At 67.4% G+C, this 26,110-nt stretch carries 19 protein-coding genes; 10 read left to right on the top strand and 9 right to left on the bottom strand.

Annotation, left to right across the window (positions count from 1 at the left end; genetic code table 11):
• The first annotated feature begins 10 nt into the window (after nt 1–10).
• Nucleotides 11–667, top strand: coding sequence for a response regulator transcription factor (locus ACEPA4_RS16700; RefSeq protein ID WP_188239475.1), 657 nt, complete (start codon nt 11–13; stop codon nt 665–667).
• An 84-nt stretch (nt 668–751) separates the two neighbouring features.
• Here the strand turns inward: ACEPA4_RS16700 and ACEPA4_RS16695 are convergent, their stop codons facing one another.
• The 3 genes from ACEPA4_RS16695 to ACEPA4_RS16685 form a co-directional block, all read right to left on the bottom strand.
• Nucleotides 752–1,138, bottom strand: a complete 387-nt coding sequence (locus ACEPA4_RS16695; protein ID WP_262090948.1) for a hypothetical protein — start codon at nt 1,136–1,138, stop codon at nt 752–754.
• A gap of 570 nt (nt 1,139–1,708) precedes the next feature.
• Nucleotides 1,709–4,357: a PAS-domain containing protein gene (locus ACEPA4_RS16690; protein WP_262090949.1), complete on the bottom strand. Its 2,649-nt coding sequence runs from the start codon at nt 4,355–4,357 to the stop codon at nt 1,709–1,711.
• Nucleotides 4,358–4,423: 66 nt separating this feature from the next.
• The gene (locus ACEPA4_RS16685; RefSeq protein WP_005419152.1) at nt 4,424–5,593 is read right to left on the bottom strand and encodes an OprO/OprP family phosphate-selective porin; all 1,170 of its coding nucleotides are present in this window, start codon (nt 5,591–5,593) and stop codon (nt 4,424–4,426) included.
• Between the two features lie 333 nt (nt 5,594–5,926).
• Between ACEPA4_RS16685 and ACEPA4_RS16680 the strand changes: the two genes are divergently transcribed.
• Together ACEPA4_RS16680 and ACEPA4_RS16675 are read left to right on the top strand one after the other, a co-directional pair.
• Nucleotides 5,927–7,270: a dicarboxylate/amino acid:cation symporter gene (locus ACEPA4_RS16680; protein ID WP_065178333.1), complete on the top strand. Its 1,344-nt coding sequence runs from the start codon at nt 5,927–5,929 to the stop codon at nt 7,268–7,270.
• Nucleotides 7,271–7,500: 230 nt separating this feature from the next.
• Nucleotides 7,501–9,792 (top strand): NADP-dependent malic enzyme, encoded by a 2,292-nt coding sequence (locus ACEPA4_RS16675; RefSeq protein WP_005419150.1) that lies wholly within the window; start codon nt 7,501–7,503, stop codon nt 9,790–9,792.
• 546 nt (nt 9,793–10,338) lie between these two features.
• On the opposite strand, the gene ACEPA4_RS16670 is transcribed toward ACEPA4_RS16675, so the two are convergent.
• Together ACEPA4_RS16670 and ACEPA4_RS16665 are read right to left on the bottom strand one after the other, a co-directional pair.
• A complete protein-coding gene (locus tag ACEPA4_RS16670) occupies nt 10,339–11,082 on the bottom strand; it encodes a basic secretory protein-like protein (protein WP_032954509.1) in 744 nt (247 codons plus the stop codon).
• Nucleotides 11,079–14,423, bottom strand: a complete 3,345-nt coding sequence (locus ACEPA4_RS16665; protein WP_262090950.1) for a GH92 family glycosyl hydrolase — start codon at nt 14,421–14,423, stop codon at nt 11,079–11,081. The genes ACEPA4_RS16670 and ACEPA4_RS16665 overlap by 4 nt, the downstream gene beginning before the upstream one ends.
• Before the next feature lie 418 nt (nt 14,424–14,841).
• Between ACEPA4_RS16665 and ACEPA4_RS16660 the strand changes: the two genes are divergently transcribed.
• The 4 genes from ACEPA4_RS16660 to ACEPA4_RS16645 all read left to right on the top strand — a co-directional run bounded on the left by ACEPA4_RS16660 (nt 14,842) and on the right by ACEPA4_RS16645 (nt 18,069).
• A complete protein-coding gene (locus tag ACEPA4_RS16660) occupies nt 14,842–15,039 on the top strand; it encodes a zinc-finger domain-containing protein (RefSeq protein WP_005410967.1) in 198 nt (65 codons plus the stop codon).
• Between the two features lie 15 nt (nt 15,040–15,054).
• Complete coding sequence (locus tag ACEPA4_RS16655; RefSeq protein ID WP_139727636.1) at nt 15,055–16,170, top strand: glycosyltransferase; 1,116 nt, start codon at nt 15,055–15,057, stop codon at nt 16,168–16,170.
• A complete protein-coding gene (locus tag ACEPA4_RS16650; RefSeq protein WP_262090951.1) occupies nt 16,151–17,482 on the top strand; it encodes an O-antigen ligase in 1,332 nt (443 codons plus the stop codon). The genes ACEPA4_RS16655 and ACEPA4_RS16650 overlap by 20 nt, the downstream gene beginning before the upstream one ends.
• A 137-nt stretch (nt 17,483–17,619) precedes the next feature.
• On the top strand, nt 17,620–18,069 hold the full coding sequence (locus ACEPA4_RS16645; protein WP_032954504.1) for a transposase: 450 nt from the start codon (nt 17,620–17,622) through the stop codon (nt 18,067–18,069).
• A gap of 108 nt (nt 18,070–18,177) precedes the next feature.
• On the opposite strand, the gene ACEPA4_RS16640 is transcribed toward ACEPA4_RS16645, so the two are convergent.
• On the bottom strand, nt 18,178–19,095 hold the full coding sequence (locus tag ACEPA4_RS16640) for an LpxL/LpxP family Kdo(2)-lipid IV(A) lauroyl/palmitoleoyl acyltransferase (protein WP_065185354.1): 918 nt from the start codon (nt 19,093–19,095) through the stop codon (nt 18,178–18,180).
• Between the two features lie 60 nt (nt 19,096–19,155).
• Here ACEPA4_RS16640 and waaA point away from each other — a divergent pair, with 60 nt between their 5' ends.
• Both waaA and ACEPA4_RS16630 read left to right on the top strand, forming a co-directional pair.
• On the top strand, nt 19,156–20,454 hold the full coding sequence (waaA, locus tag ACEPA4_RS16635; RefSeq protein ID WP_262090952.1) for a lipid IV(A) 3-deoxy-D-manno-octulosonic acid transferase: 1,299 nt from the start codon (nt 19,156–19,158) through the stop codon (nt 20,452–20,454).
• Between the two features lie 268 nt (nt 20,455–20,722).
• Nucleotides 20,723–21,922, top strand: a complete 1,200-nt coding sequence (locus ACEPA4_RS16630; RefSeq protein ID WP_374082902.1) for an amino acid transporter — start codon at nt 20,723–20,725, stop codon at nt 21,920–21,922.
• A 96-nt stretch (nt 21,923–22,018) separates the two neighbouring features.
• On the opposite strand, the gene ACEPA4_RS16625 is transcribed toward ACEPA4_RS16630, so the two are convergent.
• The 3 genes from ACEPA4_RS16625 to ACEPA4_RS16615 all read right to left on the bottom strand — a co-directional run bounded on the left by ACEPA4_RS16625 (nt 22,019) and on the right by ACEPA4_RS16615 (nt 24,857).
• Entirely contained in the window at nt 22,019–23,377 is a 1,359-nt protein-coding gene (locus ACEPA4_RS16625; protein ID WP_374082901.1) for a TolC family outer membrane protein, read from the bottom strand.
• Between the two features lie 16 nt (nt 23,378–23,393).
• The gene (locus ACEPA4_RS16620; protein WP_049416694.1) at nt 23,394–24,041 is read right to left on the bottom strand and encodes a protein-L-isoaspartate O-methyltransferase; all 648 of its coding nucleotides are present in this window, start codon (nt 24,039–24,041) and stop codon (nt 23,394–23,396) included.
• Nucleotides 24,042–24,176: 135 nt separating this feature from the next.
• The gene (locus tag ACEPA4_RS16615) at nt 24,177–24,857 is read right to left on the bottom strand and encodes a TetR/AcrR family transcriptional regulator (RefSeq protein WP_005419125.1); all 681 of its coding nucleotides are present in this window, start codon (nt 24,855–24,857) and stop codon (nt 24,177–24,179) included.
• A gap of 119 nt (nt 24,858–24,976) precedes the next feature.
• Here ACEPA4_RS16615 and ACEPA4_RS16610 point away from each other — a divergent pair, with 119 nt between their 5' ends.
• Complete coding sequence (locus ACEPA4_RS16610) at nt 24,977–26,107, top strand: efflux RND transporter periplasmic adaptor subunit (RefSeq protein ID WP_262090953.1); 1,131 nt, start codon at nt 24,977–24,979, stop codon at nt 26,105–26,107.
• The last annotated feature ends 3 nt before the right edge of the window (nt 26,108–26,110 follow it).

Raw genomic sequence — 26,110 nt, 5'->3', positions numbered from 1 at the left:
CAATGGCGGTATGAGCGAATACACCATCCTGATCGCCGATGACCACCCGCTGCTGCGTTCGGCGGTGGTGCAGTCCTTGCGGCAGAGCCTGCCGTTGGCACAGGTGCGCGAGGTTGCGAGCGCCGAGGCATTGGCCGAGACGCTCGACGCGCATCCCGATGTGGACCTGGTGCTGCTCGACCTGACCATGCCCGGCGCACACGGTTTTTCCGCGCTGCTGCACGTGCGTGGCTCGCATCCGGACATTCCGGTGGTGATCCTATCGTCCAACGACCATCCGCGGGTGATCCGCCGTGCCCAGCAGTTCGGCGCGGCCGGCTTCATCCCGAAGTCGGCCCCGGCCGAGACCATCGGCGAGGCCGTGCAGGCGGTGCTCGATGGTGGCCTGTGGTTCCCGGCGATGGCCGCCGAGCGTTCTGAGGCCGATGCACTGCTGGCCAGCCGCCTGGCGCAGCTGACCCCGCAGCAGTTCCGCGTGCTGCTGTGCCTGGCCGATGGCCTGCTCAACAAGCAGATCGCCTACGAGCTGGGCCTGGCCGAGAACACGGTGAAGGTGCACGTCACTGCCATCCTGAAGAAGCTCGAATGCCATAGCCGCACGCAGGCGGCGGTGCTGGTGAAGGCGCTGGAACCGGAAGGCGACGCGCGGGCAGGGATGGACGGCTGACCTGGGCAGGGCACTTGGCTCTTGGTGAGAGCATTCTGAGCTGCTCGAATCAACTGCGCCAACGCGAAAATGGAGTCTGGCCCGTCAGTTGCCGCTGATCGAACTCATCTGCGGGTCGATCGAAAAGATGAACCTGTTCTCGTATCCCATCCAGGAACGCTCAGACGCTTCGGCATAGCTGTAAGTGGGAGAGGATGCATCTGACGCAAACCTGTGACCCCACGCCTCATGATCCGCGCTGCTTCGGGTCCGGGCGATACCGATGCAGATGCTCAGGCCACACGAAAAGCGTTCAAGTACACCTTCTTGACCGATTGCACGTTCAAGTGATGATCGATAGTGCCGGGTCAGGTCCTGCGCCTCGGGGCTGGAAGCTGCATCCTGCGTCATGCGGTTGATCGCATCCGACATGTTTCTGCTTGACTGCAGGAGGCCCTCGGCGGCCAGGATCGAGATGCCGTCCTTGAACATGAGTGCGGATTCTGACCGAAGAAGCGCGAGCGAAGACGCTGCGCGATGCGTGGCCGCTGTCGGAATGCCGGGGTTCGGCGAGGCGTCCGCATTCGATATGGCTGGAGGAGCCTGTGCTTCTGTCGCGGCCCTCCTGAGGCTGACGTCCGTATCTGGTGTGCTGTCAGCCATGCATCCCGCGCAGCACAGGCAGAAGAGCATTGCTGTGATTCGATGGAGGTATCGGAGGGGGGCGATGGATAGGTGATGGCAGGGCATGCTGGATCCTTGGCCGTAGGCTGTGGCTGTCTTCAGTACGATCTGCCGATCTGCCGATCTGCCGATCTGCCGATCTGCCGATCTGCCGATCAGCCGAACGTTGAAATCTACTGATCCTCAGCAGCGCCGGTCAGTCAGGAGACTGCTCTCTCCCCACTCGGATTTTCTCCATGCCCTACGCAATGACGCGGCGCATCCATTTCCTCCTTGCCCATGGCTGTCGCGCGAAGAGGTTTGGGAATTCGGTACGGAATCAACGAGGAGCAAAGCCAGCGTGCGCCGGCAACGCGACGCCCGCGTGGCCGAGCCGTCCTAGCCCCGATGCCGCAACAGCATCTGCGTCATCAATGCCCGCAACGCGGGCGGCCGCACCGGCTTGAGCAGGAAGCCCCAGCCGTTCTCGGCAGCATGCGCTTTCAGTGCTTCATCACGCTCGGCGGTCACCAGGATCACCGGCGGCCGCGCCTTCCACAGCGTGCACAGCGCTTCATACAGGTCCGGTCCGTGCCATTGCCCCATGCGCACGTCCAGCAGCAGCAACTGCGGCACGTTCAATGCACTGGCGATTTCCAGTGCACCCTGCGGACCGTCGGCAAGTTCCACCTGGCAACCCCAGCGCTCCAGCAGCGCACGGGTCGCCGCACAGACGTGGGGATCATCGTCGATGCTCCACATCCGGCACTTTCGCAGTGGGCTGTCGTCGGAGGGTTCGCTCGCGATGACCGGCGCTGCGGCAGGTGCGATCACATCGTCGGCGCGCCCGAGTGCTACGCTCACGGCGAAGACGCTGCCCTTGCCCAGTGTAGAGCGCAGGCTGATGCGGTGGCCGAGCAGGCGGCCGATGCGTTCGACGATGGCCAGGCCCAGGCCGGCGCCACGTTCCTGTTCCACGCCGTCGTTCAGCCGGCGGAACTCCTCGAAAATCTCACCCTGCAGGCTTTCCGGAATGCCCGGGCCCTGGTCATGCACTTCGATGCGCAGTTGATCGCCTGCACGCCGGCAGCCGATCAGCACGCGCCCACGTGGGGTGTAGCGCAACGCGTTGGACAGAAAATTCTGCAGGATCCGCCGCAGCAGGGCTTCGTCGCTGACCACCACTGCGCGGGTATCCACCCAGTCAAGCTGCAGGCCACGGCTCTGGGCGGCGATGCCGAACTCGCGCGCCAGGGTCTCCAGCAGCGGAGAAAGTGCAAACGTGCGCACGCGGACCTGCAGCGATCCTGATTCCAGGCGCGAGATATCCAGCAGGCTGTTGAGGATGGCATCCTGCGCGGCCAATGCAGCATCGATGTGGTCACTGGTCTGCTGCTGCGCCGGGTCGCCCAGCTTGCCGCGCAGCACCGAGACGAACATGCGCGCAGCGTTGAGCGGCTGCAGCAGGTCGTGCACCGCCGAGGCGACGAAGCGGGTCTTGTAGCGGTTGGCCTGCTCGGCCTCGCGCCGCGCCTCGTCCAGGTCACGGGTGCGTTCGGCGATGCGGTGTTCCAGCGCATCGGCCAGCGAGCGCAGTTCGCGCGCGGCATTCTTGTAGCTGGTGATGTCGGCGTAGCTGGTGACGAAGCCGCCATCAGGCAGGGGATTGCCGCGGATCTCCAGCACCGTGCCGTCGTCCTTTTCGCTCTCGCGCATGTGCGGGCGGCCACTGCGCAGGTGGTTCAGGCGGCGCTCGATGGCCTCGTCCACCGGGCCGGGACCGAGCAGGCCACGACGGGCATTGAAACGGAACAGTTCCTTGATCGGCCGGCCCACGCGCACCAGGTCTGCCGGGAACCGGAACAGTTCCAGATAGCGCGAATTCCACGCGACCAGGCGCAGGTCGCGGTCGATCACCACCACACCCTGCGGCAGGTGTTCGAGGCTGCGGCTGAGACCACTGTCGGCGTCGGTGGCGGCCTGCAGCAGGCCATCCTGTGCGGTGCGCAGCTCCTGTGCGTGCTGCTTGAGCAGGGTTTCCAGTTCGCGGCGGCTGCGCAGGCGATGCTTGGCCAAGCGCCTGCGCTGCTGCACGAACAGCACCAGGAAGCCCAAGGCCAGCCACGCGGCACCGCCGGTCAGGGCGGCCGCGCGACCGGCAGCAGTAGCGGCGCCGGCGTCGTGCAGCAGGTGCAGGTTCCAGCCCTCGGCGGGCAGCGCCAGGCTTTGCCACAGCATCGGTTGCGGCAGCGCAGGATCCAGCAGCCGCACCATGCGGCCGCCATCGGACAGCACGTCTTCGGTACGTGCACGCAAGGGCTGCAGGGCACGGTCGGCGTACTGACGTGCATCGAGCATTTCGCGGCGCTCACCGGCACGCAGCGGACGCAGCAGCCGGTAGCGCCAGCTGTCCCGGTTGGACAGGAACACGACGTCATGGTCGTCGCTGGCCAGCACCACGTCCGGGCTGCTCAACCATTCCTGTTCCAGCGCGGACAGCTCGACCTTGATCACCACCACGCCGAGCCGCTTGCCGTCATCCTCGATGGCCTGCGAAAGGTAATAGCCGGGCACGCCGGTAGTCATGCCGATGCCGTAGAAGCGGCCACGGCCCTGCGCCAGCGCCTGGCGGTAGTAGGGGCGGTAGCTGTAGTTCTCGCCGACGTTGCTGGTCGGTTGGTCCCAGTTGCTGGCCGCCACCGCCACACCATCGTGGCCGACCAGGGTCAGGGTCGAGGCCCGGGTGACTTCATTGGCACGTTGCAGCTTCAGGTTCAGTCGCTGCCGTTCGCCGGGCGAGGGCGGCACACGCAGTGCGTGCAGCAGATCCGGATCCAGCGCCATGACCTGCGGCAAGGTGCCGAAGCGGTCGATGCGCTGTTGCAGGCCCTGGCCATACAGCTGCAGCTGGCGTTGCACCTGGCTGCTTTCGTCGCCGAGCGCGCGCCGCCAGGCGTAATGGCCAGCGACGACCGCGCACAGCACGGTGCCACCGACCATCACCAGGATCGTCAGCAACAGCATCCGGTGGCGGCTGAGCCAGTACATGGCGGCAGTCTACGCAGGGCCGGCGGGCGTGGCGTGCACGCCCGCCGGGGTCTGACGTGGAAGGGGTCAGAAGTGCATCTGCGCGCGCAGTTCGAAGATCTCCGGCGTGCTGTGCACGCCACGACGGCTGGCGTCGACCTTCACGTAGTTGGCCTGGAACTTGAAGTGGCTGGTCAGGTACCAGTTCGCACCCAACGTCAGGTCGTGCTGGCGGCCACCCAGGATGTCACCATCGTCGAGGTCCAGGCGGCTGTAACGCGCCACCAGTTCGACCGCACCGTAGTTGTGCGCCGGCTTGATGTTGGCCACCGCGCCGGCGTTGTACGGCCGCGATTCGCCGGTCAGCACCCAGCTGGCCATCGCGTACTGGCCGCTGCCGGTGAAGTCGGGCTTGCCGTCATGGCGGGTGACCGTGGCGCGCAGCGCTTCGGCCTGCAGCGAGAACGGGCCGCGGATCCAGATGCCTTCCAGGCCGGTGCGGCGGATCTGGTCGGCGGTGACCAGCGCGCCGGAATCGACGTAGCGGATGTCGGTCAGGCCGGCTTCCGGGCGCGCGCGCAGGCGGGCGCTGGCCTCGTGGTGCACGTCGCGGCCATCGCTGTAGCCGCGTGGGTTCTCCTGCGAGTAGGCCAGGCCCAGGTGGATAACGTCACCTGGTGCCTTCACCGGCGTCCACACCGCACGCACCGCCTGGGTGGTGCCGGGGTTGTCGCCCTGCAGGTCCTTGCCGCCATAGGCGCCTGCCTGCAGCAGGTACTGCGGGCGCTCCAGCACCCATTCCACACCGGTACGGCGGCCTTCGTAGAAGGCCTGCACCGGCAGCGAGGTTTCCAGGAAGCTGCCGGCACGCGAAGAGGTGTTCGCATCCAGGCCGACCGGGGTCTTCATGTAGCCGAAGCGGAAGCGGCCGACGTCACGGCCGAAGAAGGCCTTGCTCTCGAAGCGCACGAACACGTCCAGCCAGGTATCGGCCTGGAAGTCGTAGTAGACCATCGCGTCGTACACGCCCTTCTTCTTCAGCGTCGCACCGAATTCCTTGCGGCGCACGGCGTCGTCGTCCTCGAGGCCACTGGCCGAGGAAAAGTCGTTGTAGTCGTAGGCGATGTTGGCGGTAGCGGCCAACTCGGTGCCGTCGCCGAAGGTGTACTTGGTCGGCCAGTTGTCGAAATCCGCAGCCGAAGCGAGGGCGGGTAGGGCGGCCAGCGACAGGGCCAGCAAGGTGGGATTCGGGCGCATGTTGGGTGCGGCTCTCTCAGATTGCGTGTGGACAGGACATCAACGGCCGCAGGGGCCGAAACTTTCGCAGGGACATGCCCAGCCGTTCAGCCCGGGCCACCGGCCTTCCCGTTTCTGGGCGGTGCGGCGCCAGTGTAGGCACCTGTGCCACCTGAACCGGGGGGCTAGTACCAATAGGTTATCTGCGCCGGCGTGCCTGGCGCGTACAAAGGCGTCCATTGGTCGCACCCCCCTGTGCGTGCAGTACAGGGCCTGCGGTCAGTTTCCACGGTAACGGCTCCCGTGCAGTCCCGGGGCCGTACGTGCCTGAAAACGCCCCTTCCGGAGTCCGCCATGCACATCCCGACCGCAGCACCGGTGCCTGCAAAGCCGTTGCCGATCTATCGCCAGCTGTACTTCCAGGTGATCGTGGCGATCGTCCTGGGTGCCATCCTCGGCCACTACGAACCGCTGGTCGGCGAGAAGATGAAGCCGCTCGGCGATGCCTTCATCAACCTGGTGAAGATGATCATCGCGCCGGTGATCTTCCTCACCATCGTCACCGGCATCGCCAGCATGACCCACCTGCGCACGGTGGGCCGGGTGTTCGCCAAGGCGATGGCGTACTTCCTGTTCTTCTCCACGCTGGCGCTGATTGTCGGCATGATCGTGGCGCACGTGGTGCAGCCCGGCGCCGGCATGAACATCAATCCGGCCGAGCTGGACCAGACCGCAGTGCACAGCTACGTCGAGAAGTCGCATGACCTGACCCTGGTCGGCTTCCTGATGGACATCATCCCGAAGACGCTGCTCAGCGCTTTTGTCGATGGCAACATCCTGCAGGTGCTGTTCGTGGCCGTGCTGTTCGGCATCGCGCTGGCGATGGTGGGCGACAAGGGCAAGCCGGTGCTGAACTTCCTGGAGGCGCTGGTCGCCCCGGTGTTCAAGCTGGTGCACATCTTGATGAAGGCCGCCCCGATCGGTGCCTTCGGTGCGATCGCCTTCACCATCGGCAAGTACGGCGTCGGCTCGCTGATCAACCTGGCCTGGCTGGTGGGCTCGTTCTACCTCACCGCGTTCCTGTTCGTGGCGGTGATCCTCGGTGTGGTCTGCCGCCTGTGCGGGTTCTCGGTGTTCAAGCTGGCGCGCTACCTGAAGGCCGAACTGCTGCTGGTGCTCGGCACCTCCTCGTCGGAGTCGGCGCTGCCGTCGCTGATGGAGAAGATGGAACGCGCCGGCTGCAGCAAGTCGGTGGTGGGCCTGGTGGTCCCGACCGGCTACTCGTTCAACCTGGACGGCACCAACATCTACATGACCCTGGCGGCACTGTTCATCGCCCAGGCCACCAACACCGAACTGACCCTGGGCCACCAGATCGCCCTGCTGCTGGTCGCCATGCTCAGCTCCAAGGGCGCGGCGGGTGTCACCGGCGCCGGTTTCATCACCCTGGCCGCCACCCTGGCCGTGGTGCCGGAGGTGCCGGTGGCTGGCATGGCGCTGATCCTGGGCGTGGACCGGTTCATGAGCGAATGCCGCTCGCTGACCAATTTCATCGGCAATGCGGTGGCCACCGTGGTGGTCTCGCGCTGGGAAGGCGCGCTGGACCGCAACCGCCTGCAGCTGGCGCTGGATGGCCGCGAGAGCGAACTGCCGCCGCCGGTCGATGCGCTGCCCGAGGCGCTGCCGGCCAAGGGCTGATCCAGGTGTGTGGTACCGCGGGGCCGATCACGTCAGTGGTACGGCCCCGCGGCGTTTCAGGGCGTCCCATGGCTGTCATGGGCAGCGCCGAAGCTGGTATCGCGGTACCGTCGCATACGGCACGGAATTGTGCGGTCGCAGCATGGTTGCGACAGGATAGCGACAGGTCCGGACGCTCCAACGGGGGTATCATCCCCTGTCCCTTCTGCCCATTCATGTAACCCACATCGATGTCCAACGAAGATTTCAAACAGGCCGCCCTCGATTACCACCGGATGTCCCCGCCGGGAAAGATCAAGGTTTCCGCTACCAAGCCCATGCTGACCCAGCGCGACCTGTCGCTGGCGTATTCGCCGGGCGTGGCTTACGCCTGTGAAGCGATCAAGGCCGACCCGCAGCAGGCCAGCGAGCTGACCGCCCGCGGCAACCTGGTGGCGGTGATCTCCAACGGCACCGCGGTGCTGGGCCTGGGCAACATCGGCGCGCTGGCCGGCAAGCCGGTGATGGAAGGCAAGGGCGTGCTGTTCCAGAAGTTCGCCGGCATCGATGTGTTCGACATCGAAGTGGATGAGACCGACCCGGACAAGCTGGTCGACATCATCGCCTCGCTGGAACCGACCTTCGGCGGCATCAACCTGGAGGACATCAAGGCGCCGGAATGCTTCGTGGTCGAGCGCAAGCTGCGCGAGCGCATGAAGATCCCGGTGTTCCATGACGACCAGCACGGCACGGCGATCATCGTCGGCGCGGCCGTGCTCAACGCGATGGCGATCACCGGCAAGAAGATCGAGGAAGTGAAGCTGGCGACCACGGGCATGGGCGCAGCCGGCATTTCCTGCGTGAACATGCTGGTGCAGCTGGGCCTGAAGCCGGAGAACATCCTGGCCTTCGATCGCGAGGGCGTGATCCACACCGGTCGTACCGACCTGGACCCGGAAAAGCAGCGCTATGCGCGTGACACCGACAAGCGCACCCTGGCCGAGATCGTCGACGGCGCGGACATTTTCCTGGGCCTGTCGGCACCGGGCATCCTGACCGCCGACATGGTCAAGACCATGGCGCCGGATCCGGTGATCTTCGCGCTGGCCAACCCGACCCCGGAAATCATGCCGGAGGTGGCGCGCGCTGCGCGTCCGGACGCGATCATCGGCACCGGCCGTTCGGACTACCCGAACCAGGTCAACAACGTGCTGTGCTTCCCGTACCTGTTCCGTGGTGCGCTGGACGTGGGCGCCACCGCGATCAACGAGGAAATGAAGATCGCCTGCGTGCGTGCCATCGCTGCACTGGCACGCCGTGCAGCCACCGACATGGGTTCGGCCTACGGCGGCGAGACCCCGAGCTTCGGCCGTGAATACCTGATCCCGCGCCCGTTCGACCGCCGCCTGCTGGTGGAACTGTCGGCCGCCGTGGCCCAGGCCGCGATGGATTCGGGCGTGGCCTCGCGCCCGATTGAGGACATGGGCGCCTACCGCGACAAGCTGGCCCAGTTCGTCTACCGCACCAGCCTGATGATGAAGCCGGTGTACGACCGCGCGCGCAGCGACAAGCAGCGCGTGGTGTACGCCGAGGGCGAAGAGGAAGTGGTGCTGCAGGCGGTGCAGAACGTGGTCGATGACGGCCTGGCGCATCCGATCCTGATCGGCCGCCCGGAAGTGATCGAGTCGCGCATCGAGCGCCTCGGCCTGCGCCTGAAGATCGGCGAGAACGTTGAAGTCACCAACATCAACGACGACCCGCGCTTCAACGAATACTGGCAGTACTACCACGGCCTGACCGGCCGTCGTGGCGTGACCGTGGCCGCGGCGAAGAACCTGATGCGTTCGCGCCCGACCCTGATCGCAGCGGTGATGGTGGCCCGTGGCGAAGCCGATGCGATGCTGACCGGCATCGTCGGCCGCTTCCACAAGAAGCTGGGCTACGTGCGCAGCGTGCTGCCGCTGGAGCCGAAGGTCACCTCGACCTCGGCGATGACCGGCGTGATCAACCAGCAGGGCGTGTTCTTCTTCGTGGACACCCACGTGCAGGAAGACCCGACCGCCGAGCAGCTGTGCGAAGCGACCCTGCAGGCGGCCTATCGCATGAAGCTGTTCGGCATCGAGCCGAAGGTGGCGCTGCTGTCGCACTCCAACTTTGGCAGCCATGATTCGAAGGATGCGCTGAAGATGCGCCAGGTGCGCGAGCTGCTGCTCAAGCGCAACCCGCGCCTGAACGTGGATGGCGAAATGCAGGGCGACACCGCATGGGATGAAGCGCTGCGCCAGAAGCTGCTGCCGGGCTCGACCCTGCAGGGCCGCGCCAACCTGTTCGTGCTGCCGAACCTGGAAGCGGCCAACATCGCCTACAACCTGGTGCGGGTGTTCACCGACGGCGTGGCGATCGGCCCGATCCTGATGGGCGTGAACAAGCCGGTGCACATCCTGACCACCAGCGCGACCTCGCGCCGGATCCTGAACATGACCGCCATTGCGGCGGTCGATGCGCAGATCAGGAAGCAGCTGGAAGCGGAAAAGAAGGCATAAGCCTTCTTTCCCACTTCCGCTGCCCACGCATTCTTCCTCTACCCCCGCCTTCGGCGCGCCCCTTCAACAAGAAGGGGCTCCTGGTCGGAACAAGGATGGCGCTGGCGCGGTTGGACGGCGGCGTAAATGAAAACACCGGGCATTGCCCGGTGTTTTCATTTGCCGCAACGGCCGCCAAACCTGCCACATGCGCTACGCCGCCCGGTCATTTCCCTGCAACGCCGCTGCGGCCCAATACGCCCACGCGGCCCGGCCGTGGGAAGGGACCGGACCGGCCTTCCCACCCTGGGCCCGACCAACTTCCCATCGGCGAGGGTGTCATGCGCAATCGAGTGACGCGGCGGTACTTCCAGCAGCTGTTCGCGCTGTACGCCGGTTTCGTGCAGTCGCGCTGAGGCGTAGACGCCAGCGAGGTAGAGTCGACCGTTGGTCGACTATCGCGCGAAGCGCGGGGTTTTCGGGGGCTGTACGAAAGTCAGTCGACTAACAGTCGACTCTACCCAGTCGACTCTATCCAGTCGCGGCTATACCCAGTTGATCGCCCAGTCAGCGCCGCTTGCCGCGGCGTGCAGGGGCCGGCGGCGGAGCGTCGGAACGCGGCTTGGCGTACTGCGCCCACAGCGCCGGCAGTGCCTTGCCGGTGTGCTTCTGCCACAGCGCCGGTGCATAGCGGCCGTCGCGCAGGGCCTTGTCCAGTGCCAGCACCAGGCCTGGATGTTCGGCGTCGGCCCATTTCAGGAACGCACCGGTGACACGGTAGCCGCTGTCGAAGTTCTGCCCCTTCTCGACCTTGCCCGGCAGTGCCCAGCCCGCGGCGGCATTGTCCATGCCGTAGCGGTCGCGTGCGTAGTCGGCGATGCCCTCCACCAGCCAACCCGGCACCCGTGCGTCGCCATAGCCCGGATAGCCCTGCACGATGTGCATGGCCTCATGGGTGACCAGATCGATGTCGTTGGGGTGCTGCGCCAGCCAACCCGGGTTGATGGTGATCGTTGCGGCCTGGTCCTTGTCACCGACGAAGGCGATCCCGGTGTAGGCCGGGTCGATCACGATGCGCACCATCGACGGCGCGGCCGGGTGGAAGTCCGCACGTTCGCGCAGGTAGGCGAAGTAGAACGTATCGATCACCCGCTTGCGCTGCGGCGCGGCCAGGGCGCCACGGGCGTCCTGGTAGTTCAGCGTCACGCCGTCGCGGGTCAGCTGCGCATCAAAGGCCTGGGTCTGGCCGAAGCTGGAGAAGGAAAGGGCAACAAGGGCCAGAGGCAGCAGACGGTAGCGCATGGGGCTCATTGTACGGCGCTGGGCGCCAACAGTTCGATCTCCGCCAGCGGCAGCCGGCCCGGTGCGGCCAGGCGCAGCCGATACTCGCTGTAACGACCGGGTTTGGCGATGCGGAACGGTCGGGTCTGGCGGGCAGACTCGAAGGCTTCGCCGCTGCGCTGGTCGAGCACGATCCAGCGGCCGTTGCCGCTGCGCGCTTCCAGCGTCCATTCGCCGCCCTGGATGCGGCCGTCACCGCTGGTGAGCGTGTACATGGTCGGCACGCCGTCGCCCAGGCCGGTCAGTGCGATGGTTGCGCCGCCGCCCAGGCCGACGGTCGTGGCGGCATCGTCGTCGACCAGCGCCGGCAGGGCGCGACCATCGGCCAGCGTCGCCTTGGCGCCTCTGCCGAGCAGGTCGTGCAGCAGCTGCGGGCGCTGGCCCCGCGCGGTCAGCGAGCGCGGCACATCGTCCACGCCGCTGCCCCAGCGCGACGGCTGCGGCCCCATCACGAAGTCCAGCGTCGCGCCCTTGGCGATCAGCTCGTGCGGCACCCAGGTCTTCGTCCACGGCTTGCCATTGATCTTCAGCGACTGCACGTAGACGTTCTCGGGTGAGTTGTTGGCCGCGTTCACGGTCAGCACCGCACCGCCCTGCAGTTCCACCCTCGCATGTTCGAACGCCGGTGAACCGATCACGTACTCCGGGGCGCCCATGCGCAGCGGATACAGGCCCAGCGAGGCCAGCACGTACCACGCGGAGGTCTCGCCGTTGTCCTCGTCGCCCGGATAGCCCTGGCCGATCTCGCTGCCCACATACAGCCGCGACAGGATCTCGCGCACGTGTTGCTGGGTCTTCCACGGCTGCCCGGCGTACAGGTACATCCATGGGATGTGGTGCGCCGGCTGGTTGCTGTGCGCGTACATGCCCATGCGCACATCGCGCGCTTCGGTCATCTCGTGGATGGTGCCGCCGTAGGATCCGGCAAACGCGGGGTCGGCGGTTTCCGGGGTGGAGAAGAAGGCATCCAGCTTCGCTGCCAGCTTGTCACGGCCACCATAGAGCGCGGCGAGTCCTTCGCCATCGTGGGCGGCGGTGAAGGCGAAGGTCCAGCCATTGGATTCGGTGTAGTCGTGGCCCCACACGCGCGGGTCGTAGGCCTTGGCGTCCACGCGCCACTGGCCATCGGCCTTGCGGCCCTGGAAGAAGCCGGCGGCCGGATCGAACATCGTCGCGTAGCTGGCGGCGCGATGGCGGAAGTAGTCGGCCTCGGTGCTGTAGCGCTCGCGTCCGGCCGGCGTGGTCGCGCGCTTGGCCAGAGCGTCGGCCATGTTGGCGATGCCGAAGTCATTCAGTGCGCCTTCCATCGTCCACGACATGCCTTCGTGCACGTCCGCGCTGGCGTAGCCACGGAAGGTCGAACGGTCCATGCCCTTGCGGCCGACATGGCGGTCGGGGGGGACCACGGTCGCGTTCTTCAGCGCGGCGGCGTAGGCCTCGGCCGGATCGAAGCCGCCGATGCCCTTCAGCCACGCATCGGCGAAGGCAACGTCCGAACTGGTGCCGACCATCAGGTCGGCGTAGCCCGGCGACGACCAGCGTGCGATCCAGCCACCGGCACGGTACTGCTCGATGAAGCCCTGCACCATCTGCCCGGCATCGTCGGGCGTGAACAGCGCATAGGCTGGCCAGGTGGTGCGGAAGGTGTCCCAGAAGCCGTTGTTGACGAACACCTTGCCATCGCGCACGCCGGTGAAGCTGCGGTTCGCGCTGCCTTCGGTGTTGTCGTCGCTGGCGCTGGCCTGGTTGGCGTAGCGCCAGTCAGGCGCGGCCGCGCTGCCGGCATTCTCGTGGCCGGAGTTGGGATACAGGTATAGCCGGTACAGGCTGGAATACAAGGTGGTCTTCTGGTCGTCAGTGGCATCGCCGATGTCGAAGCGGGCCAGGCGCGCGTCCCATGCATCCTGCGCACGGCCCGCCACGCTTTCCAGCGTGTCGGCGGCGGAGATTTCCAGCGCCAGGTTGTGACGCGCCTGTTCCACCGAGATCAGCGAGGTCGCGATGCGCATCGTCACCTGCCGGTCGCTGCCAGCATCGAACTTGATGTAACCGGTCGGGCGGCCGGTGTCGAGGCGGCCGCTGCTGCGCCACGGCTTGTCGAAGCTGGCCACCACGTACATGCGGCTGGCGCCGTTGGACAGGCCACTGCGCGTATCGGTGTAGCCGCTGAGGGTCTGCGTGGCCGTGTCCAGGGTCAGGCCACCACGCGCATCGACATTGTCGAACAGCAGGTTGGCGTCGCCGCCCTCGGGGAACTCGAAGCGGAACAGCGCGGCATGGTCGGTCGGTGCGATGGCAGCAGCGATGCCATTGTCGAAGCGCACGTCGTAGCGGTAGGGGCGCGCGCTTTCATGACGGCGGTCGAACGACAGCGCGCGCTTGCGGCGGTCGGCGTCCGGCACGCCACGGCTGACCGAGGGCATCACCTGGAAGGTCTGGCGGTCGCCCATCCACGGGCTGGGCTGGTGGCTCAGTGCCAGTGCCTGCAGCTGCGGGCGGTTCTGCGCATCGTTCTGTTCGTTCCAGCGGTACAGCCAGTTCAGTGCGCCGGCGTCGGTCACCGGGGTCCAGAAGTTGAACCCGTGCGGCACCGCCGTGGCCGGGAAATTGTTGCCGCGCGAGAAGGTGCCGTTGGCCTGGGTGCCGCGGGTGGTCAGCACCCAGTCGGAGACGCGCTGCGGCCGCTGCCGCGGTTGGGCATCCAGGCGCACGTCATCAATCCAGCCAGAGACCGGCGCGCCCTCTGCACTGGCTACCTCCAGCTCGATCGCCACCACGCGGCGGCCCTTCAGCGTGGGCACGTCGCCCAGCCGCACTGCCTTGCGGGCCCATTGTTGCGGGTACAGCGTCTTCGATTCGCCCTGCGCGCGTGCGCCGATCGCCACGCCATGCTGGTCGCGTGCCGCACCGGCCGAAACGCGGCTGCCATCGTCCAGCAGCAGGTCCAGCGATACATAGGTCGAGGCGACGGTGTCCTTGCCGACGATTTCCGGCAGCACCAGCCACGACAGCGTGGTATCGGCCTCGATGGGCAGGTCGGCCTTGAACAGTTCGCGCCGCGCGCTGCCGCCTTCGCTGCTGTAGCGCAGCGCATGCAGGCCGCTGTAGCCGGCGTTGCGCTTGGCGGCGTAGGGCGCGGCCGGTCCATTGCCGATCGTGACCTGAAGCGCACCGGTGGCCTGCGCCGGTACAGGTTCGCCCGGTTCGAACGAGGTCTGCAGCCCCTGCGCCCGCGCCGGCATCGCAGTGGTCGCACAGGCCAGGGCCAGGGCGAGCGGAAGCAGGGCGCGGCGCGGATCGGACAGGGTCATGCAAGGGTCTCCCGGAAGGGCTGGCGGCGGGCGAACCCGCATCGGCGGACACCACGGACAGCATCGCTCCGCCCGCCAGGCTGGCAGTGGAAGAGGCGATGCCGGTCCGGTGGGGGCGGGCCATGCGATCGGGTTGGGTTGGGTGGGTCGAGGTGCGACCTGGCCCGATCCTGCAACAGCCGCCGCGCGCTGGCAAGTGCCATTTAGTTCGATCCAAATGCGGGAAATATCGCTGGAGTCGATTCTGGCGAGCGAACCTGCCGGAACGACCGCGAAATCCCCGGAATCGCCGCCGCCCGGCGCGCGGTGGGGAGATGCGAGGCATCGGCGGCGGCGTGCAAAGGCCCGTTGCGGGGCAATGTCGTTGCGGCCCAGATGCTAGAATCACGGGCCTCGCAACCCGTTCACCGAATCCGCCATGAGCCATACCGCCACCGCGCCCGCCAACGCCGAGAAGCGCTACACCGTGCACCGCAGCGATCTGCCGTTGAGCTGCCCGACCCCGGAAATGGCGCTGTGGAACTCGCATCCGCGCGTGTACCTGCCGATCGAAGACGAGCCCAACGGCGAAGCGCAGTGCCCGTACTGCGGTTCCGTGTTCGTGCTGGCCGACTAAACGGCGGCCCCTTCGATGCGCCGATTGACCGTGGTGCAGTTGCTGCCGGCGCTGCACTCCGGTGGTGTCGAGCGCTCGACCCTGGAAATCGCTGCGGCCCTGGTTGCCGCCGGCCATCGCGCGCTGGTGGTGTCTGCCGGTGGCCGCCTGGTGCAGCCGCTGCTGGACAGTGGTGCCGAGCACCTCACCCTGGATATCGGCCGCAAGTCGCTGCTGACCCTGCGCCATCTGCCGACCCTGCGCCGGCTGTTTGCCGAAGTTGGTGCGGACATCGTGCATGCCCGTTCGCGGCTGCCGGCCTGGTTGGGCCTGTACGCGATCCGCGCCATGCCCGCCGCACAGCGCCCGCATTGGGTGACCACCGTGCACGGGTTGAACTCGCCCAGCCGCTACAGCGCGGTGATGACCAGTGGCGAACGCGTGATCTGCGTGTCCAACACCGTGCGCGCCTACGTGCAACGCCATTACCCGACGGTGCCGGAAGAAAAACTGCGGGTCATACCGAGAGGTGTCGACGTCAACCAGTTCCCGCGCGTGGCGCGCGCCGACCGCCGCCCGCGGCTGGCGCTGGCGGCCGACTACCCGTGGCTGGCCCAGGTCGAAGGCCCGCTGCTGCTGCTGCCGGGGCGCGGCACCCGGCTGAAGGGCCACACCCACGCGCTGCAGCTGCTGGCCGACGTGCGTGCCGCCGGCGTGCCTGCCCAGCTGTGGATGCTGGGCACCGACGAACCCGGGCGCGAGGCCTACGTGGCTGACCTGCGCCGCCAGGCCGCGGCACTGGGCGTGGCCGAGGCCGTACAGATCAGCACGCCTACCGTCCGCATCGCCCAGGCCTACGCCGCCAGCGATCTGGTGCTGCAGCTGTCAGACAAGCCGGAAGCCTTTGGCCGCACCGTGGTCGAGGCGCTGTCGGTCGGTCGCCCGGTGCTGGGCTGGGACCACGGTGGCGTCGGCGAACTGCTGCTGCAGCTGCAGCCCAGCGGTGCGGTGCCGCTCGGCGACGCGCGCGCGCTGGGTGAACGTGCGCTGGCCCTGCTGGCGCAGCCGCCGTCCCTGCCGACCCGCATCCCGTTTACCCTGCAGGCCATGCAGCGCGATACCCTCCGCCTCTATGCCGATTTCGCCGGCTGACCCCGCTGCTATCGTGCGCGACGACCGTGCCGGGCGCTGGGCGCCCTGGTGGGTGCTGGCGTACGTGGCGATGTGGCCGCTGCCGGGCATTGCCGAAACCGTGCTGGGCCTTGGCGCGGTCTATGCTGCCGCGCGCATGGTGATGCGCCGGCTGCAGCGCCGTCCGCACCTGTTGAGCACGGCGGCGTGGGCGCTGACCTCGATCCTGTTCCTCGGCTACTGGCTGCCGCAGGCGTTTTCGGCCATCGATGCGATCGACCCTTCGGCCTCGTGGACCAAGGCGGCCGCCGGACTGCGCTACCTGCCCTTCATGTGGCTGGTGGCGATCGCGGTGGCCACGCCGGAACGGCGGCGCTTGACCTTCGGTGGCCTGGCGCTGATCACCGGCGTGTGGACGCTGGACGCGCTGGTGCAGGCGCTGGCTGGCACCAGCCCGTGGTTCTGGTCGCTGGAACACCTGAAGCTGGCCGTGAGTGGCCACGCGTTGTGCCCGGCCGACGAAGCCGCACTGGCCGACCGCCTCAGTGGCGCGCTTGGGCCCTGCAATCTGAAATTCGGCCAGGTGCTGGCCAGCCTGTCACCGTTCCTGCTGCTGCCGATGGCGCAGCGTTTCGGCAATGCAGGGTGGCTGCTGGCCGCTGCAACACTGGGGTGCGTGCTGCTGCTGGCAGGTTCGCGCGCCTCGTGGATCACCTTTGTGCTGGTGCTGGCCTACAGCGGCGTGCGCCAGTTCGGCTGGAAGCGGCTGCTGCTGCTGGCCCTGGTGGCAGCGCTGGGTACGGCCGCACTGACAGCGGGCGTGCCGCAGCTGCGCGAGCGTGTCGCGCGCACGGCGCAGGCATGGAACGAAGACGGGCAGGGCGTTGACGAGGCGCTTTCGGGGCGCGCGCGCATCTGGGCCGCAGCGGTGTGCATGATCGAGGAGCATCCGGTCAACGGTGTCGGTGCGCGCGGCTTCCGCGATGCGTATCCGGCCTGCGTGTCAGATGAGGGTCCCGCCGTGTGGGGCAGCCAACCGGCGTTGCACGCCCACCAGATCGTGCTGGAAATCCTTGCCGAGACCGGCGTTCTGGGCCTGCTGTTGTGGTTGGCGGCGGTGGCGCAGGCCTGGCGGGCCTGGCGCTATGCCCCGGCGGCTGCGCGTGATCGCGCCCGACCGGCGATGCTGGCGCTGGCGGTTACGGTGTTCCCGCTCAATACGCACCTGGCGTTCTATTCCGCGTTCTGGGGTGGCCTGACGGTGCTGCTGGCAGCCCTGTTCGCCGGCAGCCTGCTGGCGCGCGACGCAGATGATTCCCCGCCGGTGAAGTGACCGCGCATCCGCGCATGGTAGGGATCAACCATGGAGTCGATCAGTAGATCCACGCCATGCGTGGATGAGGCTTTCCCGACCTGAACACGGTGACATCTCCACTATCGGTGTCCCGGCAGTTCGCGCACGCTGGAGGCATGGCCAGCCCCAGACTTCGCTACGGTCGGTATTCCCGATCCGGCAACGTTTATTCATTGACCACAGCAACCCTCGGCCGCGAACCGTTGTTCGCCGATGCGGCAAACGTGGCGATCCTTATCGACACCCTGCGCTTCGTAGAGCGCAAGGGCTTCAGCCACAGCCTCGCCTGGGTGGTCATGCCCGACCATCTGCACTGGCTGATGGAGCTGCGCGGAGGAACCCTGGCCGAGTGTATGGCCCTGCTCAAATCACGCAGCAGCCGACTGCTGAACCGGCGATTGGAGCGACGAGGGGCGCTGTGGCAGCACGGTTACCACGATCATGCCGTACGCAGCGATGAATCCCTTCATGAGAAGGCGATGTACATCCTGGCCAATCCGGTCCGTGCGGGCCTGGCCGGCACGTTGGGTGAGTACCCGCACGCATGGTGCCGTTGGCCGTTGTAGGTGCCGGCACCCGGATGTAGAGCATCCACGCATGGCGTGGATCTACTTCAGAATGCTCCGCGTCATCAAATTCACGCCATGCGTGGACGAAACCCTCCCGCCCCACCGTTATTTGTAGAAATCACTCCGGCCGCCGGGCTGGCGCTTGAAGCGGCGGTGGATCCACAGGTACTGGTCGGGAGCCTCGCGCACCATCGCTTCGATGGCCTGGTTGACCCGCGTGGTATCGGCTTCCACATCCTCGCTGGGGAAGTTCTCCAGCGGCGCGCCGATCTTCAGGAAGTACTTTCCGCCTTCGCGCCGGTGGAAGTACGGAATCACCGCACAGCCGGTCATGCGCGCCAGCTGATGGGTGGCGGTGATGGTCGAAGCGGTGTGGCCGAAGAACGGCACGAACACGGTGTCCTTGCCGCGCATGTCCTGGTCTGGCGCGTACCAGAGGAAGCCGCCCTTCTTCAGGTGGCGCACGGTCGCGCGGATGTCCTCGTTGGCGAACATCGCCTTGGCATAGCGCAGGCGGCCGAACTTCACCGCCCACTCGTACACCGGGTTCTTGTGCTTGCGGTACATGCCGGAAAGATCGACGTAGTCGCACAGCAGGCGGCCGCACATTTCCAGGGTCATGAAGTGGCCGGAGACCAGCAGGACGCCGCGGCCTTCGGCCTGCATCCGCCGCAGGTGTTCCAGGCCTTCGATCCGTACCTGCGGGCGGATGCTGTCGATGCTGCCCCACCAGGCGCGGATGCACTCGAACACGCCGACGCCCAGCGCATCGAAACTGTCGCGCACCAGGCGCTGCCGCCACGCCTCGTCCTTCTCGGGGAAGCACAGCTGCAGATTGACCTCGGCGGCGCGGCGGCGGCTGCCGAGCAGGCGCCAGGTGATCCAGCCGACGCCCCGGCCCAGCGCGCGCTGCAGCATCCACGGCAGGCGGGCGATGGCGAAGGCGCCGAACATGGCGGCGAACATCGGCCAGTTGCGCGGATCGCGCAGCGACGGGCGGACGGCGGTGGAGGCATCTGACATGGGGCCATTCTACCAAGGCGGCCGCGTGTCTTTCCCGGGGGGCTCCCGTATCCTTGCCGCATGCGTAAAGACCCTGTCGAATGGATCCTGCGCGGCCTGTACTCGGTCGTGCTCTACATCCTGCTGCCGATCACCGTGTACCACCTGGTCTGGCGCGGCTTCCGGGTCCGTGAGTACTTCCGGCGCTGGGACGAACGCTACGCCTCCTATCCGCAGCCGACCGGCCAGCCACGGGTGTGGCTGCACGCGGTCTCGGTGGGCGAGGTCAATGCCGCCGCGCCGCTGGTCAACGCCCTGCGCCAGCAGCGCCCGGACATCCGCTGGGTCATCACCACCATCACTCCGACCGGCTCCGAGCGCGTGCGTGCGCTCTGGGGCGACGCGCTGGACCATGTCTACCTGCCGTACGACGTGCCGGGCAGCGTCAATCGCTTCCTCGGCCATTTCCAGCCCAGCCTGGCGCTGATCCTGGAAACCGAGTTGTGGCCGAACATGCTGTTCGGCTGCCGTGACCGTGGCGTTCCGGTCTACATCCTCAATGCCCGGTTGTCGGCGCGTTCGCTGCGCGGCTACCGGCTGCTGGCCGCATTGATCCGCCGCGCCCTGCGCACCGTCACCTGCGTGGCCGCGCAGTCACAGGACGATGCCGAGCGCTTCGTGCAGCTGGGGGCGGAGCCCGGCCAGGTGCAGGCACTGGGCAACCTGAAGTTCGACATCACCACGCCGGACGTGCAGGGCTTTGTCGAACAGTTCCATGCACGGGTGCCGGCCGCGCGCCCGGTATGGATCGCCGCCAGTACCCATGATGGCGAAGAGCAGGCGGTGATCGACCTGCACCGCCGCCTGCGCCAGCAGCATCCGGATCTGCTGCTGCTGTGGGCACCGCGCCATCCCGAACGTTTCCCGAAGGTGGAAGCGCTGGCGCGCGAACAGGGCTGGAGCGTGGCGACCCGCCGCGTGGACCAGTGGCCGCACGCCGCCACAGACGTGTTCGTCATCGACACCCTCGGCGAGCTGATGCCGTTCTACGCCTGCGCCCAGGTCGCCTTCGTCGGCGGCAGCCTGCAGGCCATCGGTGGCCACAACCTGCTGGAGCCCGCTGCGATGGGAACCGCGGCGGTGACCGGCCCGCACCTGCACAACTTCGCGGAAATCTCCCGGCGCATGCGCGAGGCCGGTGCGCTGCTGATCGGCGAAGATGCGCAGGCGGTGGGCGACCTGCTGCAGCATCTGCTTGAAGATGCGCAGGCCCGCGAAGACATGGCGCGTGCGGGCTGCACGTTGGTCAGCAATGGCCGTGGCGCGCTGCAGCGCACGCTTGCGCTGGTCGCACCGCACCTGCCACCACCGCGCGAGTGATCCCGGCAGCGCGGCGTCGGCGCTGCGCTGCGTTGTCGTGATCAACTTCATCAATTCTGCTTAGCGACGATTTTTCTGTCGTTGCTGGACCGACCCTGCCGATGGCAGCGTGCCTGCCATCACATCGTGGCGCACGCAGCACCGATTCCGATTCCGCAGGACGACGCAGGCTGCCAGCCTGCTGTCGACCGCGCTTGGGCGGATATCAAGGGAACTTGCGATGGACGGCGACAGGGGCAGGGACGGCACCGGTGGGGCGCGCTTGGGGATGGACCACCTGGCTGTGGTGGCACTGACGCTGCTGGTGGGCGGCAGCGTGATCGCGCTGGTGGGCCAGCACACGGCGGCACAGGCTGGCCCGGCCATCGTACTGAGCCTGTTGCTGGCCGCACTGGGGGCTGGCCTGGTGCTGTGCTGCCTGCAGGATCTGGTGCTGCGACTGCCGGCGGCCGATGGCCTGTACGGACTGTTGGCCGCCAGCTGGGGGCCACGGGTGGCCATCGTTCTGGGCGCGATCCTGTTGCTTGAGCTGACGGCGACCACGGCGGGCGCGGCACAGTCCATGGCCCGCCATGTACATGCCGTGCTGGCTACCGGAGGCCTCCATGCCAACGACTGGCTGCCCGTGCAGGTAGCGGCGGCCATGGGTCTGCTGATGTTGAGCGCGCTCGCGTTGCTGCCGCCGCGGGGTGTGGCTCTGGCGGCCTGTGCGCTGCTGACGGTGAAGATCGGTGTGGGGGTGTTGCTGCTGGCGCTGGCGGCGCGTCATGTGCACTACGGGCATTGGATTCCCTGGCTGCCTCCGGCGACCGCACCGTATCGCTTCGGGCTGGGGGGCGTGCTGGCGGCTGCGGTGCCGCTGCTGGGCATATTTGCCAGCGTGGGCCTGGCACTGGGCTTTCCTGCGCTGCGCCGCCAGGGCGCGATGTGGCAGCCGGCGGTGCTGGCGCTGGTCTCGTTGCTGGCGATGCTGCTGCTGATCGTGCTGGCAGCATTGCAGGCCGGGCTGGTCGAGTTTTCCGCGCTCGCCAGTACCCGGCCACTGGCGGTTGCGCTGCAGGTGCACCCCCAGCTGCAGTGGATGCTGCCATTGTTGCCCCTGGCCGGGGCAGCGGGCCTGGCCGCCCTGCAGTTGGTGCTGCTGATGCTGGCCGTCCGGTTGGCCACATCGTTGTGGCCCCGCGCAGCTGACGCGGCGGGACGATCCCGCACGCGCCTGAGCGCAATGGTGGTTGCGCTGCCGGCGGTGATGCTGGTGCTGGGGCTGCCGCAGGGCACCTTGCCGGCGCTGCCGGGTCCGGCAACGCTGGTGGTCATGGCAGCGCTGTGCCTGGCGGTGCTGCGGCGTCGGGATGACACCCGGCAAGGCGCAGCCGGCTGCGGGCTGATGATGTCGATGCTGGCCCCCTTGGCAGCCGTGCTGTGCGCGCTCGCGGCGTTGGAACGCCTGCGCGCATGGCCGGGCTGACGGTTCGTGGGGCCACGCCGGGGCGCGCGCGTGTGGATGCAGCATCTGCAAAAAAGCCACCCTCGCGGGTGGCTTTTTCGTTGCAGGGGCGACGACTCAGCGCGTGGTCGTGGCCGGGTTGCCCGCGTCCTGGGTCAGCAGCCGATTGACGTCCTGCAGTTCGGCCACGTCCAGCGCACCCAGCGACTGGCTCAGCAGCAGGCGGTTCTGCAGGAAGGTGTAGCGGGCCTGGGCATAGTCCAGCTGTGCCGAGAACAGGATGCGCTGGTTCTGGATCACATCCAGCACGGTACGGGTACCGACTTCCAGGCCGACCTGCGAAGCGTCGTACGCGCTCTGCGCCGAGACCACCGCCAGGCGGCGGGCTTCCACTTCGCTGATGCCCTGAACCAGGGTCTGGTAGGCATTGCGGGTATTGCGATCCAGGGCACGCTTCTGCTGCTCGTAGCCGTCCTGGGCGATGTCACGCTGCGCCAGCGCCTGGCGCACGCCGGACTGGGTGGCACCACCGGAGAAGATCGGCACGCTCAGGGTCAGGCCGATGCTGTTGGTGCGCGCATCCGGCGACAGCGAGCCGGCACCGGTGCTGTCGCCCCAGGTGGCGCTCTTGCCCCAGCTGCCGCCCAGCGACAGGGTCGGGTAATGACCACCACGGGCAGCCTGCACGCCGGCTTCGGCGGCACTGACCTTCAGCTCCTGCGCCTTCAGCGCCGGATTCTGGGTGGTGGCCTGCTGCACCAGCTCGTCGATGTTGCCGCGGTTGGCCGGCACTTCCGGGCGGAAGTCCGCCGGCAGGCCACGCAGGTTGGTCACCGGCTGGCCGGTCAGTTCGGTCAGGGCCTGGTAGTTATCGGCCAGGGTGTTCTGCGCGATGATGGTGTTGGCGCGCGCTTGGTCGTACTGGGCGCGTGCTTCGTGCACGTCGGTGATCGGCGCCAGGCCCACTTCCAGGCGCTTGTCGGCGAAGTCGAACTGCTTCTTCGCGGCCGCTTCATTGGTCTGTGCGGCGTTCAGCGATTCGATCGCCACCAGCACATTGAAGTAGGCCGCCGAGGTGCGCACGATCAGGTTGTCGTTGGCCGATTCGAGGGTGAAGTCCGCCGCCTTGCTCAGCTCACGCTGCGAGCGCAGGTTGTTGATCTGGGTCCAGTTGAACAGCGTCTGGCTGCCGTCGATCGTGTAGGTGCGGCGCTTGTTGGTGAACGAGCCGGAGTTGGCGTCGGCGTTCGGCTCGCTGCGCGTGCGGTTCAGCGCGGCCTGGCCGTTGATCTGCGGCAGCAGGGCGGCACGCGCCTGCACGGCGCCTTCCTTGTCGTACAGCCGGGTCGATTCGGCGGCCGACAGCTGCGGATCGCCGTTGCGGGCCATTTCGTAGACCTGCAGCAGGTCGGCGGCATGGGCGGACAACGGCAGCAGGGCAGTGGCCAGCGCAACAGCGAGGGATCGGCGGATCATTGCGGCTTCCTTGGACTCAGAGGTGGAACTGGGGGGCCGGGGCGGCACCACGCAGGTAATCGATATCGGTCTCGAACAGGGACTCGGAGCTGCCGTCGGCCTTGACCAGCAGGGCCTCCATCGCCGGCGAGCGGCCGTGGATCACGAACAGGCGGCCACCCGGACGCAGCCACGAGGCGAACTGTGACGGCACCACGTCGACCGCACCAGTGACACAGATCACGTCAAAGCGGCGTTCGGTCTGCCAGGACAGGGCATCGGCCACTTCCACGCGGACGTTGCTGCCCAGGCCGGAGGCGTCCAGGCGGGCACGCGCAGCGGCGGCCAGCTCCGGGTCGATTTCCAAGCTCAGCACATCGCGCGCCAGCGCGCCGATGCAGGCCGACAGGAAGCCGCTGCCCGTGCCGATTTCCAGCACTTCGTCACCCGGCTGCAGGTCCAGTGCCTGCAGGGTACGGCCCTCGATGACCGGCTTCATCATCTTCTGGCCGTGGCCGATCGGCAGTTCGACATCGGCGTAGGCCAGTGCCCGGTGCGCGTCGGCGACAAAGGCCTCGCGCGGCAGGCGGGCCAGGACGTCGAGCACCTTGATGTCCAGCACGTCCCAAGGACGGATCTGCTGTTCCACCATCAGTTCGCGGGCGTGGGCGTAATCAATCGTCATGAGGTTCAAATCCAGCGCAGTGGGCCGGCCATTTTACCGGTGCCGGAGGCCGGCGGCGCGCCCAGAGCATCAGCTGCCGGGGGCCGGGGTCGCAGTGCCGGAAGTCATCGCGACCTCCGGTTCGTTCAGTTTTGGTTATTCAGCCGTTCCGGCCCCTCGCGGCGCGTAGGCGCGCAGGAAGAAGTCGATGCTGGCGGTCACGTGGGCAAGAGGGTCGCATTCCACGGGTGACAGTGGCATGCCGCACATCATATGCATGTGCACTTCGCCCTTGACCAGGGTCAGGAACTGCTCGCCGGCCAGAGCACAGTCGGGGATATCCAGTTCGCCACGTTCGGCGCGGGCACGCAGGAAATCGGCCAGGGCCTCGCAGGTACGCTCGGGGCCGGCTTTCCAGAACAGCGCGCGCAGGCGTTCGTCGGTCTCCGGCGCCATCATCATGCGCTGGATCGAGATCGCCGCGTCGGAGGTGATCAGCTCGAAGAAGGCCAGGCCGATACCGATCAGCTGGTCGCGCAGCGGGCCGTCCGCGTCGGCTACGAACAGCGCGTCGGGCAGCATTTCAATGCACTTTGACTGCACCGCCTCGGAGAACAGCGTCTCCTTGTCGCCGAAGTGGCTGTACACAGTCAGCTTCGAGACGCCGGCCTGAGCGGCGATGGTGTCCATGCTCACGCCGGTATAGCCCTGTTCGATGAACAGTGCCTTGGCTGCTTCAAGGATCGCCGCGCGCTTGCCGAGGTCCTTGGGGCGCCCGGGTCCGGCGGCCTTGGCAGCGGGCTTGGCCGACGGCTTGCGGGAAATGTGGGAACTCATCGCGACAATACTAGACCAAGCGGTTCGATATTTATACTATACCGGCCGGTTTATTAAATTGGGCCGGCAGTCGCGGCTCCTCCCTTAGTTGCAACCCTGCGTTTTCAGGACGTTGACCGATGAAGATCGTGCGCTGGATGGGCGGTATGGTGTGGATGGCTGCGCTGGCAGCCTGTTCGGGGCAGGAACAGGCGCCACCGGCGGCCGTACCGGTGCTGGTGGTTCACCCCGGCGAGCAGGCCGGGCAGGCGCCGGCGGCGTTCCCGGGCACGGTGCGTGCGCGACAGGAAAGCCCGCTGTCGTTCCGCGTTGGCGGCAACCTGGTCAAGCGCCACGTCGATGCCGGGCAACGGGTGAAGAAGGGCGACGTGCTGGCCGAGCTGGACGTGGCCGACTTCGCGCTGCAGGCCCGTGCCTCGCAGGCGCAGCTGGCGGCAGCCGAAGCCGATCTGGTGCGCGCCCGCGATGACCTCAAGCGTTACCAGGTGCTGGCCGACCAGCAGCTGGTCAGCCGCTCGCAGCTGGACCAGCAGTCCGCCGCGTTCAAGGCCGCGCAGGGCCAGGCCAACGCCGCCCGCGCCAACCTCGATGTGCTCCGCAACCAGGCCGGCTACGCACAGCTGCGTGCGCCGGCCGACGGTGTGATCGCCAACCGCGAGGCCGAGGCCGGGCAGGTAGTGTCCGCCGGGCAGACCATCTTCAACCTGGCCGCCGACGGTGGCCGCGAAGTGCTGATCGACCTGCCCGAGGCCACCATCCGCGACTATGCTGTGGGCCAACCGGTCGAGGTGGAGTTGTGGAATCGCCCCGGCCAGCGCCTGCCGGGCACGATCCGGGAGATCGCCGCCGCTGCCGATCCGCAGGCACGTACCTATGCGACCCGGGTCAGCCTGCCCGCCGATGCGCTGGCCGACGTCGAACTGGGCCAGAGTGCACGCGTCTACAGCAGCGCCGGTCGCCACGGCACCCTGCAGCTGCCGCTGGGCGCGCTGCAGCGTGGTGCCAACGGTGCCGCCAGCGTATGGGTGGTCGATCCGGGCAACAGCACGCTGAAGGCCGCAACGGTTACCACCGGTGCGTTTGGCAGCGAGACGGTACCGGTACTGTCGGGCGTGAGCGGGGGCGACTGGGTAGTTGCTGCGGGTGGCCACCTGCTGCGGGCCGGCCAGCCGGTGATCGCCGTGGACCGGCAGAACCGTCCCGTGCTGAAGCCGGCTACGCCGGCCGCTGCCGCCAAGGCCAGGGAGTAAGCC

It is taken from the genome of Stenotrophomonas sp. P2112, from assembly GCF_041897515.1.
Taxonomy (GTDB): domain Bacteria; phylum Pseudomonadota; class Gammaproteobacteria; order Xanthomonadales; family Xanthomonadaceae; genus Stenotrophomonas; species Stenotrophomonas sepilia.
The sequence above is the reverse complement of the archived record's forward strand: the minus strand, read 5'-3'. Positions and strand labels throughout refer to the sequence as shown.

Coding starts and splice junctions, on each gene's coding strand:
- ACEPA4_RS16680 (WP_065178333.1), top strand. CDS start 5,927: ATGCACATCCCGACCGCAGCACCGGTGCCTGCAAAGCCGTTGCCGATC.
- ACEPA4_RS16640 (WP_065185354.1), bottom strand. CDS start 19,095: ATGTCAGATGCCTCCACCGCCGTCCGCCCGTCGCTGCGCGATCCGCGC.
- ACEPA4_RS16675 (WP_005419150.1), top strand. CDS start 7,501: ATGTCCAACGAAGATTTCAAACAGGCCGCCCTCGATTACCACCGGATG.
- ACEPA4_RS16655 (WP_139727636.1), top strand. CDS start 15,055: ATGCGCCGATTGACCGTGGTGCAGTTGCTGCCGGCGCTGCACTCCGGT.
- ACEPA4_RS16695 (WP_262090948.1), bottom strand. CDS start 1,138: ATGTTCAAGGACGGCATCTCGATCCTGGCCGCCGAGGGCCTCCTGCAG.
- ACEPA4_RS16610 (WP_262090953.1), top strand. CDS start 24,977: ATGAAGATCGTGCGCTGGATGGGCGGTATGGTGTGGATGGCTGCGCTG.
- ACEPA4_RS16620 (WP_049416694.1), bottom strand. CDS start 24,041: ATGACGATTGATTACGCCCACGCCCGCGAACTGATGGTGGAACAGCAG.
- ACEPA4_RS16645 (WP_032954504.1), top strand. CDS start 17,620: ATGGCCAGCCCCAGACTTCGCTACGGTCGGTATTCCCGATCCGGCAAC.
- ACEPA4_RS16670 (WP_032954509.1), bottom strand. CDS start 11,082: ATGAGCCCCATGCGCTACCGTCTGCTGCCTCTGGCCCTTGTTGCCCTT.
- ACEPA4_RS16615 (WP_005419125.1), bottom strand. CDS start 24,857: ATGAGTTCCCACATTTCCCGCAAGCCGTCGGCCAAGCCCGCTGCCAAG.
- ACEPA4_RS16700 (WP_188239475.1), top strand. CDS start 11: ATGAGCGAATACACCATCCTGATCGCCGATGACCACCCGCTGCTGCGT.
- ACEPA4_RS16660 (WP_005410967.1), top strand. CDS start 14,842: ATGAGCCATACCGCCACCGCGCCCGCCAACGCCGAGAAGCGCTACACC.
- ACEPA4_RS16625 (WP_374082901.1), bottom strand. CDS start 23,377: ATGATCCGCCGATCCCTCGCTGTTGCGCTGGCCACTGCCCTGCTGCCG.
- ACEPA4_RS16650 (WP_262090951.1), top strand. CDS start 16,151: ATGCCGATTTCGCCGGCTGACCCCGCTGCTATCGTGCGCGACGACCGT.
- ACEPA4_RS16630 (WP_374082902.1), top strand. CDS start 20,723: ATGGACCACCTGGCTGTGGTGGCACTGACGCTGCTGGTGGGCGGCAGC.
- ACEPA4_RS16690 (WP_262090949.1), bottom strand. CDS start 4,357: ATGTACTGGCTCAGCCGCCACCGGATGCTGTTGCTGACGATCCTGGTG.
- ACEPA4_RS16685 (WP_005419152.1), bottom strand. CDS start 5,593: ATGCGCCCGAATCCCACCTTGCTGGCCCTGTCGCTGGCCGCCCTACCC.
- waaA (WP_262090952.1), top strand. CDS start 19,156: ATGCGTAAAGACCCTGTCGAATGGATCCTGCGCGGCCTGTACTCGGTC.
- ACEPA4_RS16665 (WP_262090950.1), bottom strand. CDS start 14,423: ATGACCCTGTCCGATCCGCGCCGCGCCCTGCTTCCGCTCGCCCTGGCC.